Raw genomic sequence first — 17,986 nt, forward strand, 5'->3', positions numbered from 1 at the left:
TGCGCGAGCCAACATGAGCACCTCCTCCTGGGATCACCTGCTGATTGGCGCCACGCTGGCAACGTTTGCCGGCAACACGCCTTATGGCCTGATCACTGACGGTGCGATAGCCATCGCCGACGGAAAGATCGCCTGGATCGGCAAGAGCGGTGCGCTTCCGGCGGATGCGATTAATCGTGCCGCCAACATCGACTACCTGCATGGCGCGCTGGTGACGCCAGGGCTGATCGACTGCCATACCCATCTGGTCTTTGGTGGCAATCGCGCGCATGAATTCGATCTGCGCCTCAACGGCGCCAGTTACGAGGAAATCGCCCGTGCCGGTGGCGGCATCGTTTCCACCGTCAAAGCCACACGCACAGCCAGCGAGGATGCATTGCTCGCACAAACGCTGCCGCGTGCTCGCGCATTGCTCGCCGATGGCGTGACCACGCTTGAAATCAAATCTGGCTATGGACTGGAGCTGGAAAGCGAACGCCGCATGCTGCGTGTGGCGCGACGCATCGGGGAAACGTTGGGCGTCACCGTGCGCACCACCTTCCTCGGACTGCATGCCTTGCCGCCCGAGTACAAAGAGCGCCGCGAAGAATACGTAACGCTGGTGTGCGAGCAGATGCTGCCCGCACTCGCTGCCGAAGGCCTGGTCGATGCCGTCGACGCGTTCTGCGAGAACATTGGCTTCACCTACGAAGAAACGCGCCGTGTGTTTGAACGCGCCAAGGCGCTCGGCCTTCCGGTCAAGCTGCACGCCGAACAGTTGTCGGATCTGGACGGCGCTGCGTTGGTAGCTGAGTACAAAGGTCTGTCCGCAGATCATCTGGAATATCTCAGCGATGCCGGTATTCGCGCGATGGCTGCCGCCGGCACGGTGGCAGTGCTGCTGCCGGGAGCGTTCTACGCGCTTCGCGAGACCAAGCTTCCACCAATCACCGGTCTGCGCGAGCATGGCGTGAGCATGGCGATCGCGACGGACTGCAATCCGGGCACATCGCCGCTGCTATCGCTGCGCATGGCCGCAGGCATGGCGTGCACGCTGTTCCGTCTTACCCCTGAAGAAGCCTTGCGCGGCATCACCGTCAACGCTGCGCGTGCCTTGGGTTTGCATGACCGCGGCACACTGACCATCGGCCAGCGCGCCGACCTGGTGGTGTGGCAGGTAAATACGCCGGCCGAACTGTGCTACTGGATCGGTGGCGACCTTGTACGCACGGTGTATCGCGCCGGCCAACATTGAGCATGAAATAGGCGTGCATGGCCCGATTGGCGGGTTACTCCGCCGCCGATCCAAGCCACTGTTTTACCGGTCAATTTCGGAACATTCCGAACGACAATGCGAATACCATGCTTTGGCTGGGCTCGCCACGCTGAAGTATCGCAGGCGTTCCTTTAGGCAACCTGCCTGCACTCCCAACGACGCGCTATCGATAACCGCAAGGCATCGGTAGCTGCGGCGTGCATCGCCGCCGGCACGAGCCTCCGTTCGAGTCACCGCTCCGATCCGGAGCACGGTGCATTCCCGAGGAGCGATAGTGAAGCTTCTGAACTTCCCGCATATGCAAAGCTCGCCATCGCAGTCGGCAGCGCAGAAATCGAGGACGCGTCGCGTTGCGCTCGCAACCGGTGTATGGGTCGCACTCGCCTGCCCGCTGCTTGCCACTTGCGCGCGGCGGCCCGACGACGGCGGCCGGGCGTCGCTGAGTGTGCCGGAAGAAACACGCCCTGCTATGAAACAGCAGGCAGCGGCGACCGAAGCGCCGGAGTATCCCATCGCCTCGGCTGCATCCATGTCTGCGGAGCACACCGGGACTTCGATGCCTGGTGCAGGCCACGCTGTACGCAAAGCGATAAAGCGGGAAACCAGTGGCGGCGCGATCATGGGCCATGACGCTGCTACACCGCTCATAGACACTGCGACCGCAGAAAACGGGGAAGCGTCAGGTGCACCCGACCTGTCTTCCGATCATCCCGCAACGCCTGGTGCTGGCCTGGGCATTGCTCCCACGACGCCACCAGGATCTGACGGGCAACCTCACGAAGCCCCGGAAACCGAATCAGACAAGCTCGACAACCCTGAGTGGTACGTCACAGCTCTTTCGTTGGCACGCTATGCGCTGTGGGGACTGCTGCTTCTATTGCTCACCGCCCTGCTGATTCACAAGGCGAAGCGCCAGCAAACGAGGCCGATCCGACACCCCCGAGAAACGCCTCTCATCCTTGCGACCCTCGACGAAGAATCGCCGAAACAAGCACATGGTCTCCTGCCGCCAGCCCGTATCGACTCACCTTCCTATCAACCGCCTTCGGGCCTGAGCTGGTCGCTGACGCAGCCCGCCTATAACGCATGGGAAGGCTGGCATTTCAGTAACCAGGTCGATGTAACGCCACGTATGTCTGCTCCTCTGCCGGTGCCGGTTTATGCCGAAGAATCTGCTCCGGCGTGGAACGCACCGGAGGTCTTCGAGCCGCCGATTACGGTGACGGAAGCAGAAGACCGCGGCGCAGCGCCTAGTGAACCTTCGGCGCCCGAAGTGATCGCGGATCCGACGCCGATGACCGATATCCAGATCGAAGATGCTGCGCCACCAGCGTTCCTCGACCAACTGGAGCAGATCGCGACAATCACAGGCGAACCACTGCCCGCTTTCTTCGTCGAGCTGGACAGCCCATTACCCGTGCTCGTTTTCTCCGCTCCACCAACGGAATCACTGCTGGATCAGTTGGAGACCCTGACGCTGGAAGCCATGCAGGGCCGCGAGCCTTCCGCCGCGTGGCTGCTCGTTCAACTGCTAATCCAGCGCATAACGCAGGCCAGCAAGACCGAGCTCAATGCGCTGTATACGCAAGCCTCCGCACTGGTGCGACGCGGCGCAGCTGATGCCGGCGACGGCAACCGGGCACGGTGGCTTGCGCGCTCGATCGATCTTGAGCTTGCTCATCTTGCCCGCCAGAAAGGCGCAACCCGCCTGCTGAGTCTTCGCACCACGCAGGCTCGCCACGCTGCCGATACCGAAGCTGGTGAGGGACCGGTACTACGTGCCTGGATCGACGTGCTGCTGTACTGGGCGCATTGCCAGATGGGCGACGGCGCCCTGGACAAATACGCCGAAGCGGAAGTGATCTGCCAGCGCCTGCGGGGCATTCCCGAGTACGCCAACGACGCACAACGGCTGCATGCAAAGCTGCTGGTACAGCGTGCGAGCGTCGAACAGGGCGGCGTCCGCGCCAATAGCCTGGCGTCTGCTCAATCGTTGATCGATGAGTTGTTCGCACGCGAACCCACGGCAGAAACCGCCCTCGCTGTGGCCACCACCGCGTTGGCGAGAGGACAGGTGTTGCCGCCCGAGCCGGCCAAGGAAGCCTATTCGCACGCACTGATGCACGCCTTCCTGGCCGACAGTCATCCGCGCTGGCGAGCAGACAGCCTGCAATGCCGGCTCGCTATCCAGCTGGCCTATGAGTCGCTCCCTGACATGCCTGTGCAGGGCCGGGTTGCGCTGGATCTCACCAGCCGCCTCGAAGCCATGCCGGCCGCGCAAGCGGAGACGCTTCACCACATGGCACAGACCTACCTGCGCCATGCGGATTTCGCCCGCGCCTGCCAGCTGTGCACAGAAGCGTGGCGCAGCGGAACGCCTGCATCCGCATTGATGGACACCTGGCAGGAAGCCAGCAGGCAATGGGCGGCGGCTTTGCCGCAATCCACCCAGGACAAAACCTGGCAGGCAAGCGAACGATTACGACGCAACGCAGCCCATGGCCATTAAAGAACTCAAACTCTAGACGACAAGGTTTTTCACCATGAACAACAAGACGATCGGCACCGATCAGAATCCACGACTCTGGAACACCCGCTACGGCCTCGCCGCCGTCGTTCCGCTCGACTGTCCCGCCTCGCGCTCGCTGCAGCTGTACGGCGAATGGGCCGAGCAGGAAATCGACCTGCTGAGCGGTCTGATCCAGGACGGCCACAGCGTGCTTGAGTTCGGTGGCGATTTCGGCGCGCATACGCTATGGCTGGCACAAGCCGTCGGCGAGCGCGGTCAAGTGCACCTGGCCGAGCCGCGCCGTCTCCTGTTCCAGCAGACCTGCGCGAATATCGCCATCAATGGGCTTACCAATGTGTACACCCATGCCCGCTGGTTGGGTCGCAGCAAAGGCCAGTCGGCGCTGTCATCCCTGCCGGGCAATCCCGCCAGGAAATCCGGTGGCGACGAGATCGTCAACACGCTCACTGTCGATGACCTGGAACTCGATGCGTTGCATCTGATCAAGGTGAATCTGCCGGGTACGCTGATCGATTTGCTGGCCGGCGCCGCTGAGACGATCCGTAAATATCGCCCGATGATCTACGCGCGCATGGCGGGGCTGGAGCTGGCCGAGGCCGAGATCCAGGTGCTCAAGGATCTGGGCTATCGCTGCTGGTCGCACGTGCCGTATCTCTACAACTCGGACAACTACACCGAACACACCGGCAATATTTTCCCTGGCTGCGTCTCACAGAACGTGATTGCCTCGCCGGTGGAAGGCCGCTTCGAGCTGGAAGCGCGCCACGAGCTGTAATCCACGCCCATAAAAAAGCCCCCGCAAGCGGGGGCTTGGATCCAGCTGAAAGCCAGCTCAGGCCGACTTTTTCTTCGGCGCTGCCTTCTTGGCGGCGGCCGGCTTGGTCACGGTCTCCTTGGCGCCGACAACGGCCGGCTGCGCGCCGTGCACGCGGGTGTTGCCGTAGCTGCCGCGATAGGTCTTGCCACGACGGGTCTTGCGATCGCCCTTGCCCATGGGAAACTCCTTGATTCGACGTAAGTTGGACGGCCGATCATCGTATCAGCGGCGGCCCAAAGCGCAATAGGCCGGGTCAGTGCGACCGGTTACCGCCAGCGCAACCGTGCGCGTGATCGAGGCAATGTCCGGGGTCAATCTGTACCGTGACGTGACGAATGCCAAAGCGCTCGGCGAGCACACGGTTGATGGCAAGGATGGCCACCGCGCTGTCGCCTTCTTCGTGCAATTCCGCATGCACCGTCGCCATGCGCGAACCGGAGGCGAGCTGCCACACATGCAGATGATGCACGTCGCTGATCGAGGCATCGGCCGCGCGCAACGCCGATTCGACTTCCCCGGTATCCAGACCTTCGGGAACGCCTTCCAGCAGAATGTGCGCGGAACGGCGCAGCAATCGCCACGCACTGTTGAGGATCAGCAGCGAAACCAGCAGCGACAGCACCGGGTCCGCCCACAGCCAACCCATCCAGCGCACCGCCAGCGCAGCCAGCACAGCCGCCACCGAGCCGAGCAAATCGCCCAGTACATGCAGCGCGGCACCGGCCACATTGACGTCGTCGTGGTCGTGGCCATGCAGCGTGCGCAGCACCACCAGGTTCACCACCAGGCCCACGGACGCGACGATCAGCATCACGCCGGAAAGAATCGGACTCGGCGTGAATAGACGCTCGATCGCCTCATAGGCAATAAAGCCCACCAGCGCGAACTGGGTCAGCGCATTGAGAAAACCCGCCAGCACTTCGACGCGCCCATAACCATAGCTTCGCCGCGCATCGGCCGGCCGCCGCGCCATCCATGCACCGATCACCGCGAGCAACAGCGCTAGCGAGTCGACCATCATGTGGCCGGCATCGGCAAGCAGGGCAAGCGAACCGGACCACAGGCCACCGACGACTTCGGCGACCATCATCACTACGGTCAATGCAAAGGCGAACGCCAGCTTGCGCTCGCGGCCCGACATGCCGGCAACGTTTTCCCGCGCGTGATCGTGATCATGCGCGTGGTCGTGATGATGATCGTGGGAATGGGTGTGCGTGCTGCTCATGCGTGCATGCTAGGAAGCGTGTACGCCGTTACACAATCACGAGGCTGCGTTACCGCGCACATCAATGCGCGCAATCCGCGCTGTGCACATGTCCGAATTGGCGATCCGCACGCAGGTTGACGAAATGCGCCGCCGCCACCAGCAAGCCACCGCAAGTGACCAGCGCACTGTGCAGACCGATCGAATACTGCTCGGCGAAAGTCACACCGATCAACAACAACGCCAGCCCCGGCATCGCCAGACGCAATGGCAGGCTGCGGCGATGACGGCGATAACCGTTGAGCAGACTGATCAGCGCCAGCACGCAAGCAAAGATCACAAAACCACGCTCGAAGCGATGGTCGGCAAGAAAGCCCAGGCCAAGCACCGGCAGCAAAGCGAGCACGAACGGCAACGCCGCGCAGTGGATCGCACACAGGAAGGAAGCCATGGCGCCGACTCGATCGGCGACCTGCCACCAGCGGGATTTGCTCACTTGCCCTGAATCCATCGGTCTGTCCGGAACGCGAAGCGTGACTTCTTGCCTTGGCACTAGCAAGCAATGTTACTTTATAACGTAACACGAATCCACCCCATGGAGCTGTCCCCCGATGCGTAAGTCCGTGATCGCCCTAGCCCTGGCCGCCAGTCTCGGCGCCACCGCCTTGCCGCTGCAGGCCGCCGACGCCGAAGCCCCGGCCGATGCCTCCACCGACAAGGAAAGCCACAAGGCCAAGAATCTGGATGCAATCACCGTGAACGCCGTGCCGCTCAACCAGCAGGCGGACCAGATTGTGGCCCCGGTCGCCGTGCTGGCCGGTTCCGCGCTGGACGACGCCAAGGCCGGCACTCTGGGCGAAACCGTGTCGGGCATTCCCGGCGTGCAGACCACCGGTCTCGGCAAGGCGGTGGGCCGTCCGGTCATCCGCGGCATGGACGGCCCCCGCGTCGCCGTGCTGGAAAACGGTCTCGGCGCGCAGGATGTTTCCAACATCAGTCAGGACCACGCCACTTCCGTCGAGCCGTTCCTGGCTGACCAGATCGAAGTGCTGAAAGGCCCATCCACCCTGCTCTACGGTTCCGGTGCTATCGGCGGCGTGGTGAACGTGGTCGACGGCCGCATTCCGATGCGCGCACCGCAGAACGGCTTCAGCGGCCGCGCCGAAGGCCGCTACGACTCAGGCACCCAGGGCAAAACCGGCCTGTTCCGCGCCGATGCCGGCGACCAGCAGTTCGCCCTGCATGTGGATGGTATGCGCCGCGATGACGGCAGCTATGACATTCCCGGCGGCACTCAAGCCAACAGCCAAGTGAAGACCACCTCCGGCGCAGTCGGCGCCTCGCTGCTGGGCGATTGGGGTTATCTCGGCATGTCGGTGTCGCGCTATATGGACAAGTACGGCAGTCCCGCCGAGCCGGGCGAGTCCGACCACGGCGATCACGACCATGATCATGGGCATGACCACGGCGCCGAACCCGCGACCATCAAGCTCGCGCAAACGCGCTATGACCTCAAAGGTGGTTTCAACAAACCGCTGCCCGGCATCGCCAAGGCCGAAGTGAGCTTCGGCCACAACGACTACCAGCACGTCGAGTACGAAGGCGAGACGCCCGCAACCACCTTCACCACCAAAGCCAATGAAGGACGCCTGCTGTTCACCCACGAACCGCTCGCCGGCTGGGAAGGTGCGTTCGGCGTGCAGTACATCCATCGCGATTTCGCTGCGCTCGGCGAAGAGACTTTCGTACCGGCCACCACCACCAAAGCCTGGGGTGTATTCCTTACCGAGCAGCGCCACTTCGGCCCGATCAAGCTCGAATTGGGCGCACGCACCGATCGGCAAACAGTAACGCCCAACGATCAGTCACGCCGCCGCTTCTCGCCCTCCAGCTTCTCCGCCGGCGCCTCGTGGCGTTTCGCCGAACAATGGCACCTGAGCCTGAACCTGGATCGTGCACAGCGTGCGCCCGCCGAAGAGGAACTCTTTTCGCATGGCCCGCACGCCGCCTCCAACAGCTTTGAGATCGGCAATCCCCATCTCAAGAAGGAAACCGCCAATCAGGCCGAGCTCGCCCTGCACTACCACGGCGAATTCGTCGAAGGCAAAGCCGCCGTCTACACCAACCGCTACAACGACTTCATCTACCTCGCCGACACCGGCGAAGTTGAAGACGGCATGCCGCTGCGGAAGTGGTCACAGCGCAATGCGAAATTCCGCGGCGCCGAGGCCGAGGCCACCTTCCATCTGGCGAAGAACGCCAGCGGCGCGTGGGACCTGCGTGTCTACGGCGATACCGTGCGCGCCTCTCTGTCTGACGGTGGCGGCAACCTGCCACGCATTCCCGCCGGCCGCCTTGGCGGCCAGCTGAGCTGGAGTCGCGACGATCTGCGCGCCAGCATCGGTGTGGTGAAGTACTTCGCGCAGAACAAGATCGCCGAGTTTGAAACACGCACGGCTGGCTACACCCTGGTCAATGCGCATGCGGCCTGGACCTTCCACAACGGTGAACGCAGCCAGTGGGAAGCCTTCCTCGATGGCAGCAACCTGACCAACCGCAAGGCACGCCTGGCCACATCGCTGTTCAAGAACCAGGTGCTGATGCCGGGTCGCAGCGTGTCCGTCGGCGTGCGCGCGTTCTTCTGATCGTTCCGGCGTTCTCGGCCCTGAGACCTACTCCCTCCCCCGATCGGGGCCGAAACAAGCGGGGCGCGATGCATGACATCGCGCCCCGCGTCTTTGATGTAGGAGCGTACCCTGTGCGCGATTGACCTTGCAATACAGCTATTTCGATAGGGGTCGCCCACAGGGTGGGCTCCTACGGAAGCTTTCAGCCCTTGCGGCAGTTCTTGCAGATACCGTGCACTTCCAGCGTCTGCGCCTGCGGGCGGAAACCGAAAGCCTTGGCCTGCGCCTCGATCAGCTCGGCCACGCGCTCGTCGCATACTTCCTGCGCACTGGAACAAACATCGCAGATCAGGAACGGCACCTGATGCGCCTCGGCCGGGTGATGGCAGGAGACAAAGGCGTTGATCGATTCCAGCTTGTGAATGAAGCCGTGCTCGAGCAGGAAATCCAGCGCGCGATACACCGTGGGCGGCGCCGCGTTGCCATGGCGCTCGCGCAGATGGTCCAGCAAGTCATACGCCTTCACCGGCTTGCCGGCGGCGGCAACCAACTCCAGTACTTCCTTGCGCAGCGGCGTCAGGCGCAGGCCGCGCTCTTCGCTGGCATGCTCCACCGCACGCACGAAGCCCTTGGCGTCGTCGTGGTGATGATGCGTATGCGTTTTGTCGGTAGCGGTCTGGCTCACAGGGGTCACCTCGGTGCCGATAATACACCCCCGGTGGCTAACGCCTTCCGGGTGGTAGCGGCGGTGGCTGCGCACGCGACATGGGGCGAGGGCGCGACAGGATGACTATCCAGCCGATCGGCCCCAAGATGGCGGCCCACACCACGCCTTCCCACAGGCGCCCGCGCCACCATCCCAGCACGGCGCCGACCACCAGAAACAACAAGCTCCACCACAACAGCGCTGCCCACGGCACCAGCGCCATCAGATTCCCGAAGATGTGCCAGAACGCGTCTGGCGCATCCAGATCGACACCTTGGGTGGCTTTGGCGAGCAATTCGTCCATACCGGCTTCAATAAAGTGCGGGCATGGACGCGATGCTCAAACCCGCGCTTTGGCGATAGCGACGTCGATACGCTTGAGCGCCTCATCGCGCCCCGCCAGATACACCGTGTGATCGATCGACGGCGATACCTGGGTTCCGGTCATCGCCACGCGCAGCGGCTGGGCGATCTTGCCCATGCCCAGTTCCAGCTTGACGGCGATCTGCTCGACCGCCTGATGGATGGCTTCCGGCTTCCACTCGCAAGCGGCGAACAAAGCCTTGGCTTCGCCCAGCACGGCCACCGCGCCATCGTTCTGCAGATGCTTGGCCACAGCCTTGTCGTCCCACTCGACGATCGGGCCGTACCAGATCTTCGCGCGCTCGGCCATTTCCTTCAGCGTCTGCACGCGGTCGCGCAACGCGACGATCACGTCGGCCGGTGCCGGGCCCTTGCTGAAATCGATGCCGGCCTGCGTGAGGTGCCATTCGAATTCCGGCGCCAGCGACAGCGGGTCTTCCGTCTTGAGGTAATGCTGGTTGAGCCAGGACAGCTTGGTAACGTCGAAGCGCGACGCCGCCTTGTTGACGTCGGCGATGTCGAACAGCTCGATCATTTCCTGCTGCGAGAAAATCTCCTGGTCGCCATGCGACCAGCCGAGGCGCACCAGATAGTTGAGCAGCGCGTGCGGCAGGAAGCCGTCGTCGCGGTACTGCATCACGCTGACGGCGCCATGGCGCTTGCTGAGCTTCTGGCCGTCCGGGCCAAGGATCATCGGCAGATGCGCGAACTCCGGCACGGGCTTGTCGAGGGCCTTGTAGATGTTGATCTGGCGCGGCGTGTTGTTGACATGGTCGTCGCCGCGGATCACTTCGGTGATGCCCATGTCGATGTCGTCGACCACCACGGCGAAGTTGTAGGTCGGCCAGCCGTCGGAGCGGAAGATCACCAGATCGTCCAGCTCGGTATTGGCCCACTCCACCCGGCCCTTCACCTTGTCGTCGAACACCACTGAGCCTTCCAGCGGGTTCTTGAAGCGGATCACGCGGTTCGGATCGTCGCGGTACGGCTCGTTGCGGTCGCGGTAGTAGCCGTTGTAGCGGGGCTTCTCGCCCTTGGCCATGGCGGCCTCGCGCATGGCCTCGATCTCTTCCTTGCTCTCGTAGGCGTAGTACGCCTTGCCGGCCTTGAGCAGCTCGTCGGCCACCTGCTTGTAGCGCTCCAGGCGGTGCGTCTGGTAAATCGGACCCTCGTCATGCAGCAGCCCCAGCCACTGCATGCCGTCGAGAATGGCCTGCACGGCGGCCTCCGTGGAACGCTCGCGGTCGGTATCCTCGATGCGCAGCACGAACTGGCCGCCGCGGCGGCGCGCCTCCAGCCAGCAATAAAGCGCGGTGCGGGCACCGCCGATATGCAGGAAACCGGTGGGACTGGGGGCGAAACGGGTGCGGACGGTCATCGGGGTTTTCTTGAAGGATGCGGAGCGAAGCGATGGATTTTAGCCGATTCGGCCGGTGGCTCCGCGCCTTTGCAACGGCACTGCTGTTGGTTGTCGTCGTGCCGGCATGGGCGGATGACGCTCCGGGCTTCGATCGCCCTGGCCTCGGCTTCGCCACCAATCCCCTGCACGCCGGCCAGTTCGCCTACGAGCAAGGCCTGCCCGACTGGAGCCGTCACCGCGACAGCGGTGTCACTACTGATCTGGCCACCTACGACACGTTGCTCCGGTTTGGCTTGGGTTCGGGGCTGGAGTTGCAGCTAGGCGGCTCGCCATACAACCGGCAGCACCAGACTGCCGATGGCTCCATGCAGATCAGCCACGGCCGCGGCGACACCATCCTCGGCCTGAAATGGGCCCCCTCGCCCGCCAGTGATATCTGGAACTGGGGTGTGCTAGGCAACGTGGAGTTCACCGACGGCGCGCGTGACTTCCGCAGCGACCGCCGCGTCTACACCGTGGGCGTGGTGGCCGACCAGAAGATCAGTGAGCAGACGGACATCAGCTACTTCGCGCAATGGCAGCGCAGCGGCGGGCGGGACAACTACCTGCTGGCGCCCGACTACAACTACCAGCTCAACGATCACTGGGGCTTCTATCTCGAAACCGCCCTGCTGCGCGACGCGGACCACCGCAACGGCACGCAGGCCGGCGGCGGCCTGGTGTGGCAGCCGCTGTCGAATCTGCAGTTCGATACGTGGTTCCGGCATCGCCTCGGCGGACAGGCCGCGGTGTGGGAAGCCGGCGTAGGCGTGGCGATGTTCTTCGGCCGCTGAACATGCGGCACAACCGAAGCGGCCCCGCCATAGCGGGGCCGCTTCGCGATGGACTTACTTCACGTGCACGGTGATCTTCTTCGACACCACCGCCGGGTCGAATGGGATGTGATTCTCGTCGGCCAGCTCCAGTTGCAAGGTGTGCGTGCCGGGTTTCAGCTTGATGGTGGTTTCGGTCTGGCCGTTGCCGAAATGGACGTGGGTGTCGTCCTTCGGAATCGGCTGGCCGGCGGCCGGCAGATCCGTCACGTCGATCAACAGATGGTGATGGCCGGTGCCTTCCTTCTTCACGCCGGCCGGTGCCACGCCCATGCCCTTCAGGCCGAAACTCACGGTGACCTCCTGCCCCACGGTGGCACCGTCCTTGGGCGAGATGATGTAGACCTCGGCGCCGGCAGGCGACTTGGTTACCGGCAGCGCGGGGGTATCGGCGGCGAACACCGCCCCGGTCACGGCAGCCAGGGCCAGGGCCAGGGCGAGCAGGATGCGTTTCATCGTCGGTTCTCCATGGTGACAAGAAGGCCCAGTGTAAGCGCCCGGTCATTCAGAAAGCGCCAATAAATCCGCCTATTTGGGCCAGAGGGGCCCTAACGTCATGCGGACGTCATGAACACGCCACGCAGCCGCAACGCCGTGAGAAGAACCTACGCCGGGCCAGCACAGGTATTCCCATGCGCATCGGCATCGTCACTGAGACGTACCCGCCAGAAATCAACGGCGTTGCACTTACCGTGCATAGCCTTGCCGCCGGACTCGCGTCGCGCGGACACACCGTCGACCTGATCCGCCCGCGCCAGGCGCAGCCGTTCGCCGACGAACCCGGCATTGTGGCGGTGGAGATGCGCGGCGCGTCGCTGCCGCGCTATCCCGGCCTGCGTTTCGGACTCCCCGCCGGACGCACGTTGCGTGAACGCTGGACTCGTCTACGGCCGGACGCCATCTATGTGGCCACGGAAGGCCCCCTGGGCTGGTCGGCGGTACGCGCCGCCAACAAGCTGGGCATACCCGTGGCGACCGGATTCCACACGCGCTTCGACACCTACGCCAATCACTATGGCGTGGGGTTTCTCACACCGGTGGTGCGCCGTTACTTGCGCCGCTTCCACAACCGCGCCGCGGCCACGCTGGTGCCCACCGATGCCCTGGCGAACGAACTCAGCGCGCTGGGCGTGGATACCGCGCGCCTGCTGCGCCGGGCGGTGGATACGCAACTGTTCCATCCGCGCTTTCGCGATCCGGCCCTGCGCGCCAGCTGGAACGTGGACGGCAACACGCCAGTGGTGCTCTACGTCGGCCGCATCGCGCCGGAGAAAAATCTCGACCTCGCGGTGCGCACGTTCCGCGCGATTCAACAGAAAGTGCCCAAAGCGCGCTACGTGTGGGTCGGCGACGGCCCCGCTCGTGCCGCGTTGCAGGCGGCCCATCCCGATTTCATCTTCGCCGGCATGCAGCGCGGAGACGCCCTGGCGCGCCACTACGCCAGCGCCGATCTGTTCCCCTTCCCCAGCCTCAGCGAAACCTTCGGCAACGTGATCCTGGAAGCGCTGGCCGCTGGACTGCCGGTGGTCGCGTACGAGGAAGGCGCCGCGCGCGAACACCTCAACACCGGCATCAACGGCTATCGCATCGAGGCCGGCAATGAAAGCGCCTTTGTCGAGGCGGCGACGACGCTGGCCAGCAACGCAAGCCTGATCCGCCATATGGGCCGCGCCGCGCAAGCGAGCATCGCCAATCTATCCCCGGACGCGGTCATCCGCGAATTCGAAAACCTGTTGAGTGAACTGGCCAAGGAGCACAGCGATGAACACCCTGCCGCCGCTGCACACGCCTGAACTCACAGAGCCTGTTCATGGCTTCCTCGTAGCCCGCGCCGGAAGCTGTTTGCTCGCAAGACAAGGAAGAACGAGGGCGTGTACGTCCGTACACAACCGAGTGATGACGCAGGATTGCGGGCAAACAGACCCGGCCCGAAGGATTGAGTCGCAGAGCGCGCCAGGCGCCCGCGCGCGGCTTGACCTGACAGCCAGTCAGGCGCTGCGCCACGCGCGGGCGCCTGGCGCGCTCTGCGACTCAACGCGGGCTACGAGGAAGCCATGAACAGGCTCTCTGGCCCGCGCTTCGCTTTCGACCGACGCCTGTGCGTCGCCGCCAATCACTGGGGCGCACGCCGCGCCGTCGGCGTGTTCTTCGGCATCATCAGCCGGCTCGGCGATGGTGTGTTCTGGTACTCGCTGATGCTGGCGCTGGCGCTGTTCGATGGCCGGCGCGGTCTGCTCGCCGCTGCGCAGATGGCGATCACCGGCCTCACCGCCTTGCTTCTGTATCGCCTGCTCAAGCGCTGGACGCGCCGGCCGCGTCCGTTCCGCGCCTGTCCCGGTGTGATCGCGCACGTGCCGCCGCTGGACGAATTCAGCTTTCCCTCCGGTCACACGCTGCAGGCGGTGAGCTTCACTGTCGTGGCGCTCGCCTGGTATCCGCTGCTGGCGCCGTTGCTGCTCACGTTCACCACGCTGATCGGCGCGTCGCGCGTCATTCTCGGCCTGCACTATCCGAGCGATGTGCTCGCAGCAACGGTGATCGGCAGCGCGCTCGGTGCACTTTCGTTGTGGCTGATGCCGATGGCGCATTGGATGCACTGAGCTATACGCATTGCCTGTAGGAGCGCACCCTGTGCGCGAACCGGCGCGAAAGCGTCGCGATGAGAAGTCGATCTACGAACCCGGAATTCACCCTTCGCAGGAATCGCGCACAAGGTGCGCTCCCACAACATATGCGCCCCGTTGCGCATTTCATGAGCATGGTGTCGTACCTGTCTTTACGATCAGACAGATAGAGCACCTATCCACAGGTTTCACCGGACACATTCCACAATCGCTGTGGAAAACCATGATTTTCCCGCGCGTTTGTTGAGCAAAACATCGTCAACGCGTAGCAAGTCACTGTTGGCAAAGGCACCGATGCGTGTTGTCCACAGGCTTACCCCGGTGACATCCACAGTCGCTGTGGACAACCTCGTCCAGCACGCTGACGAAAACTTCGCCATCGCGTAGCAAGTGCTTGTCGACAAAGCATCACCACGCGCTTGTCCACAGACTTGCTCATACGACATCCACAGGCGCTGTGGAAAACACGATGCGATTTACCGCGCGATGACCAAAATGCTCGCACCGTGTGCGAAGCGTCGACAGCACAAGCACTTGCGATGCTTTTCCACAGGCTTACCCGGACTGTGTCCACAGTGGCTGTGGACAACCTCGCCGCGGATGCTGGAAACGATGATGCCGCCTTGCGGCGGCATCATCATGATCACTTGATCGACGCACTCACGCCGCGCGCGGCGCCTTCATCAAAATGCCCAGCAGATCAGCCAGCTTGTCGCGCATCTCGCGGCGATCAACGATCAGATCGATAGCGCCATGCTCGACCAGGAACTCGGAGCGCTGGAAGCCTTCCGGCAACGTCTCGCGTACGGTCTGCTCGATCACGCGCGGGCCAGCGAAACCGATCAACGCCTTCGGCTCAGCGACGTTGATGTCGCCCAGCATGCCGAGGCTGGCGGACACGCCGCCGGTGGTGGGATGCGTCAACACACTGATGTACGGCACACCGGCATCGCGCATGCGGGCCAGTGCGGCCGAGGTCTTCGCCATCTGCATCAGCGAAAAGAGGGCTTCCTGCATGCGTGCGCCGCCGGTGGCGGAGAAGCACACCAGCGCGCTCTTGTCGGCCAGCGCTTTCTCGGCGGCACGGGTGAATTTCTCGCCCACCACCGAACCCATCGAGCCGCCCATGTAGGAGAACTCGAACGCCACGGCCATCAGCGGACGGCCCTTGAGCTTGCCGCTCATGGCCAGCAGCGCGTCTTTCTCGCCGGTGGATTTCTGCGCGGCGACGATGCGGTCGCGGTATTTCTTGGAGTCGCGGAATTTCAGTGGATCGGTGGGCTCCATGCTGGCCCACAGTTCCTGCGTCGAGCCTTCATCGAGAAAGGCGTCGAGGCGCGCGCGTGCCTCGATGTTGTGGTGGTAGCCGCACTTGGGGCAGACCATCAGGTTGCGTTCCAGCTCGGGCCGGTACAGCACCGTGCCGCAACCGCCGCACTTCTCCCACACGCCTTCGGGCACCTTGCCCTTGCCGCCGTTGGAGCTCTGCGTGCGCGCACGCGGGGTCATGATTTTCTGCAGCCAGTTCATCGCAACACCTCAAACGTTCCTGACCGAAACGGCCAGGAGACCGTTTCAGTGTGCGTCGAGCGCGGCCCGTATCGGTTGCAGGAACTCCCGCGCACGTTCGGCGATCTCGCCGGCCTGCGCCGCCCCCGCCAGCCGTTCGACCAGCGCACTGCCGATGACTACCGCATCGGCAAACCCGGCGATGGCTTTCGCACTGTGCGCATCGCGCACACCGAAACCCACTGCCACCGGCGCCTTGGCGCGGGCCCGGATGTCGGCCACACGGGCCGCGATATCCGAGGTGCTCAAACGCCCCGCGCCGGTGATGCCGGCAAACGACACATAGTACAGGAAACCCTCCGCCATCCCGCACAACTGCGCCATACGCGCGGGTGCGGTGGTGGGTGCGGCCAGCAGTATCTGCTGCAGGCCGGCGGCCTTCAGCGGCGCCAGTACGGCGGATTCCTCCAGCGGGCAATCGACCAGCAGCACCCCGTCCACGCCGGCCGCCACGGCCTCTTTCGCGAAACGTTCGTAGCCGTGGATTTCCACCGGATTGAGGTAACCCATCAGCACCACGGGCGTCTCGGCATCGCGCTGGCGGAACTCAGCCACCCAGCGCAACACGTCACCGAGACCGACGCCCTTGGCGATGGCGCGCTCACTGGCGTGCTGGATCACCGGACCGTCAGCCATCGGATCGGAGAACGGCACACCCAGTTCGATCAGATCGGCGCCTGCGTCGACCAGCGCATGCATCAGCGCCACGGTGTGCCCAGGCGAGGGATCGCCAGCGGTGACAAAGGGAATCAGTCCGGTCCTGCCGGCGCTCTTGAGTGCGGCGAAGCGTTGGTCGATGCGGCTCATACCTGCACTCCTTCGCGCGCAGCGATGGTGTGTACATCCTTGTCGCCACGGCCGGACAGGTTGCACAGCACCAGCTGATCCTTCGGCATCTCGCGCGCCAGCTTCATCGCCTGCGCGACAGCATGGCTGGATTCCAGCGCGGCGAGGATGCCCTCGGTACGCGCCAGCAGATGGAACGCTTCCAGCGCCTCGTCGTCGGTGACGCCGACGTACTCGGCGCGACCGGCATCCTTGAGGAAGGCATGCTCGGGGCCGACGCCCGGATAATCGAGGCCGGCCGAAACCGAGTGCGTCTCGGTGATCTGGCCGTTGTCGTCGCACAGCACATAAGTGCGGTTGCCATGCAGTACGCCCGGGCGGCCCGCCGCCAGCGACGCCGCATGATGCCCGGTGGCAATGCCTTCGCCCGCTGCTTCAGCGCCAACCATGCGCACGTTGGTGTCGTTGAGAAAGGCATGAAACAGGCCGATGGCGTTTGAGCCGCCGCCCACACAGGCCGTGAGCACGTCTGGCAGGCGGCCGTATTGCGCCAGCATCTGCTCGCGCGCCTCGCGCCCGACGATGGCATTGAAGTCGCGCACCATCATCGGATACGGATGCGGGCCGGCCACGGTGCCGATGATGTAGAAGGTGTCGGCGACGTTGGTGACCCAGTCGCGCATCGCTTCGTTGAGCGCATCCTTCAGCGTCTTCGAGCCCGACGTCACCGGCACCACTTCGGCACCGAGCAGCTTCATGCGATAGACATTGATCTTCTGGCGCTCGATATCGACCGCGCCCATATAGACCACGCACTTCAGGCCAAAACGCGCCGCCACCGTGGCGCTGGCCACGCCGTGCTGGCCGGCGCCGGTCTCGGCAATCACGCGCGGTTTGCCCATGCGCTTGGCGACCAGGGCCTGGCCGATGGTGTTGTTGATCTTGTGCGCGCCCGTGTGGTTCAGGTCTTCGCGCTTGAGCAGGATCTGCGCGCCGCCGACGTGCTTCGACAACCGTTCGGCGTGGTAGATCGGGCTGGGGCGGCCGACGTAATACTTCAGGTCGCGGTCCAGCTCGGCGAGGAACTCGGGATCTTCGCGCAGGCGCAGGTAGGCCTCGGTCAGCTCGGCCAGCGGCGCCATCAGGGTCTCAGCGACGTATTGGCCGCCGAAGGCGCCGAAACGGCCGTGCTCATCGGGCCATTGGTGGAAATCCTGGATCGCGGTCATAAGCCTGTCTCACTTGCGGAAAACGCACATGGCGGCAGCCGCCA

At 63.9% G+C, this 17,986-nt stretch carries 17 protein-coding genes; 7 read left to right on the forward strand and 10 right to left on the reverse strand.

The features are described 5' to 3' along the window. The first annotated feature begins 13 nt into the window (after positions 1–13). The 3 genes from hutI to ISS97_RS20765 all read left to right on the forward strand — a co-directional run bounded on the left by hutI (position 14) and on the right by ISS97_RS20765 (position 4,560). Positions 14–1,234: an imidazolonepropionase gene (gene hutI / locus ISS97_RS20755; protein ID WP_379984274.1), complete on the forward strand. Its 1,221-nt coding sequence runs from the start codon at positions 14–16 to the stop codon at positions 1,232–1,234. A gap of 490 nt (positions 1,235–1,724) precedes the next feature. Then, entirely contained in the window at positions 1,725–3,764 is a 2,040-nt protein-coding gene (locus ISS97_RS20760; RefSeq protein ID WP_379984273.1) for a hypothetical protein, read from the forward strand. A 34-nt stretch (positions 3,765–3,798) separates the two neighbouring features. Continuing rightward, positions 3,799–4,560, forward strand: coding sequence for an FkbM family methyltransferase (locus ISS97_RS20765; protein WP_379984272.1), 762 nt, complete (start codon positions 3,799–3,801; stop codon positions 4,558–4,560). Between the two features lie 57 nt (positions 4,561–4,617). On the opposite strand, the gene ISS97_RS20770 is transcribed toward ISS97_RS20765, so the two are convergent. From ISS97_RS20770 to ISS97_RS20780, 3 genes are all read right to left on the reverse strand, one after another. Beyond that, positions 4,618–4,779 carry a 30S ribosomal protein THX gene (locus tag ISS97_RS20770; protein ID WP_090450405.1) on the reverse strand — a complete coding sequence of 54 codons (162 nt, stop codon included), beginning with the start codon at positions 4,777–4,779 and terminating at the stop codon, positions 4,618–4,620. A 76-nt stretch (positions 4,780–4,855) separates the two neighbouring features. Further along, positions 4,856–5,827, reverse strand: a complete 972-nt coding sequence (locus ISS97_RS20775) for a cation diffusion facilitator family transporter (RefSeq protein WP_379984271.1) — start codon at positions 5,825–5,827, stop codon at positions 4,856–4,858. Positions 5,828–5,888: 61 nt separating this feature from the next. Beyond that, positions 5,889–6,317, reverse strand: coding sequence for a MerC domain-containing protein (locus ISS97_RS20780; RefSeq protein ID WP_379984270.1), 429 nt, complete (start codon positions 6,315–6,317; stop codon positions 5,889–5,891). Positions 6,318–6,417: 100 nt separating this feature from the next. Here ISS97_RS20780 and ISS97_RS20785 point away from each other — a divergent pair, with 100 nt between their 5' ends. Further along, positions 6,418–8,451: a TonB-dependent receptor domain-containing protein gene (locus tag ISS97_RS20785; RefSeq protein ID WP_379984269.1), complete on the forward strand. Its 2,034-nt coding sequence runs from the start codon at positions 6,418–6,420 to the stop codon at positions 8,449–8,451. Positions 8,452–8,635: 184 nt separating this feature from the next. Here the strand turns inward: ISS97_RS20785 and ISS97_RS20790 are convergent, their stop codons facing one another. From ISS97_RS20790 to gltX, 3 genes are read right to left on the reverse strand one after another with little or no spacing between them, the layout of a single operon-like run. Further along, positions 8,636–9,127 (reverse strand): transcriptional repressor, encoded by a 492-nt coding sequence (locus tag ISS97_RS20790; protein ID WP_379984268.1) that lies wholly within the window; start codon positions 9,125–9,127, stop codon positions 8,636–8,638. 28 nt (positions 9,128–9,155) lie between these two features. Next, positions 9,156–9,443: a hypothetical protein gene (locus ISS97_RS20795; RefSeq protein WP_379984267.1), complete on the reverse strand. Its 288-nt coding sequence runs from the start codon at positions 9,441–9,443 to the stop codon at positions 9,156–9,158. A gap of 36 nt (positions 9,444–9,479) precedes the next feature. Beyond that, positions 9,480–10,880 carry a glutamate--tRNA ligase gene (gene gltX / locus ISS97_RS20800; protein ID WP_379984266.1) on the reverse strand — a complete coding sequence of 467 codons (1,401 nt, stop codon included), beginning with the start codon at positions 10,878–10,880 and terminating at the stop codon, positions 9,480–9,482. 32 nt (positions 10,881–10,912) lie between these two features. Here gltX and ISS97_RS20805 point away from each other — a divergent pair, with 32 nt between their 5' ends. After that, complete coding sequence (locus tag ISS97_RS20805; RefSeq protein WP_379984265.1) at positions 10,913–11,695, forward strand: transporter; 783 nt, start codon at positions 10,913–10,915, stop codon at positions 11,693–11,695. Between the two features lie 54 nt (positions 11,696–11,749). On the opposite strand, the gene ISS97_RS20810 is transcribed toward ISS97_RS20805, so the two are convergent. Further along, on the reverse strand, positions 11,750–12,190 hold the full coding sequence (locus ISS97_RS20810) for a DUF4399 domain-containing protein (protein ID WP_379984264.1): 441 nt from the start codon (positions 12,188–12,190) through the stop codon (positions 11,750–11,752). Positions 12,191–12,366: 176 nt separating this feature from the next. On the opposite strand from ISS97_RS20810, the gene ISS97_RS20815 reads away from it, so the two are divergent. Continuing rightward, positions 12,367–13,527 carry a glycosyltransferase family 4 protein gene (locus ISS97_RS20815; RefSeq protein WP_379984263.1) on the forward strand — a complete coding sequence of 387 codons (1,161 nt, stop codon included), beginning with the start codon at positions 12,367–12,369 and terminating at the stop codon, positions 13,525–13,527. A gap of 261 nt (positions 13,528–13,788) precedes the next feature. Then, positions 13,789–14,334, forward strand: a complete 546-nt coding sequence (locus ISS97_RS20820; protein ID WP_379984669.1) for a phosphatase PAP2 family protein — start codon at positions 13,789–13,791, stop codon at positions 14,332–14,334. A 684-nt stretch (positions 14,335–15,018) separates the two neighbouring features. On the opposite strand, the gene accD is transcribed toward ISS97_RS20820, so the two are convergent. From accD to trpB, 3 genes are read right to left on the reverse strand one after another with little or no spacing between them, the layout of a single operon-like run. After that, positions 15,019–15,888 carry an acetyl-CoA carboxylase, carboxyltransferase subunit beta gene (accD, locus tag ISS97_RS20825; RefSeq protein ID WP_379984262.1) on the reverse strand — a complete coding sequence of 290 codons (870 nt, stop codon included), beginning with the start codon at positions 15,886–15,888 and terminating at the stop codon, positions 15,019–15,021. A gap of 45 nt (positions 15,889–15,933) precedes the next feature. Then, positions 15,934–16,734 (reverse strand): tryptophan synthase subunit alpha, encoded by an 801-nt coding sequence (trpA, locus tag ISS97_RS20830; RefSeq protein ID WP_379984261.1) that lies wholly within the window; start codon positions 16,732–16,734, stop codon positions 15,934–15,936. Next, a complete protein-coding gene (gene trpB, locus ISS97_RS20835) occupies positions 16,731–17,942 on the reverse strand; it encodes a tryptophan synthase subunit beta (RefSeq protein WP_379984260.1) in 1,212 nt (403 codons plus the stop codon). Before trpB ends, trpA begins: the two co-directional genes overlap by 4 nt. Positions 17,943–17,986: the final 44 nt, after the last annotated feature.

Source organism: Dyella koreensis (assembly GCF_044904565.1).
Classification (GTDB): Bacteria; Pseudomonadota; Gammaproteobacteria; order Xanthomonadales; family Rhodanobacteraceae; genus Dyella_D; species Dyella_D koreensis.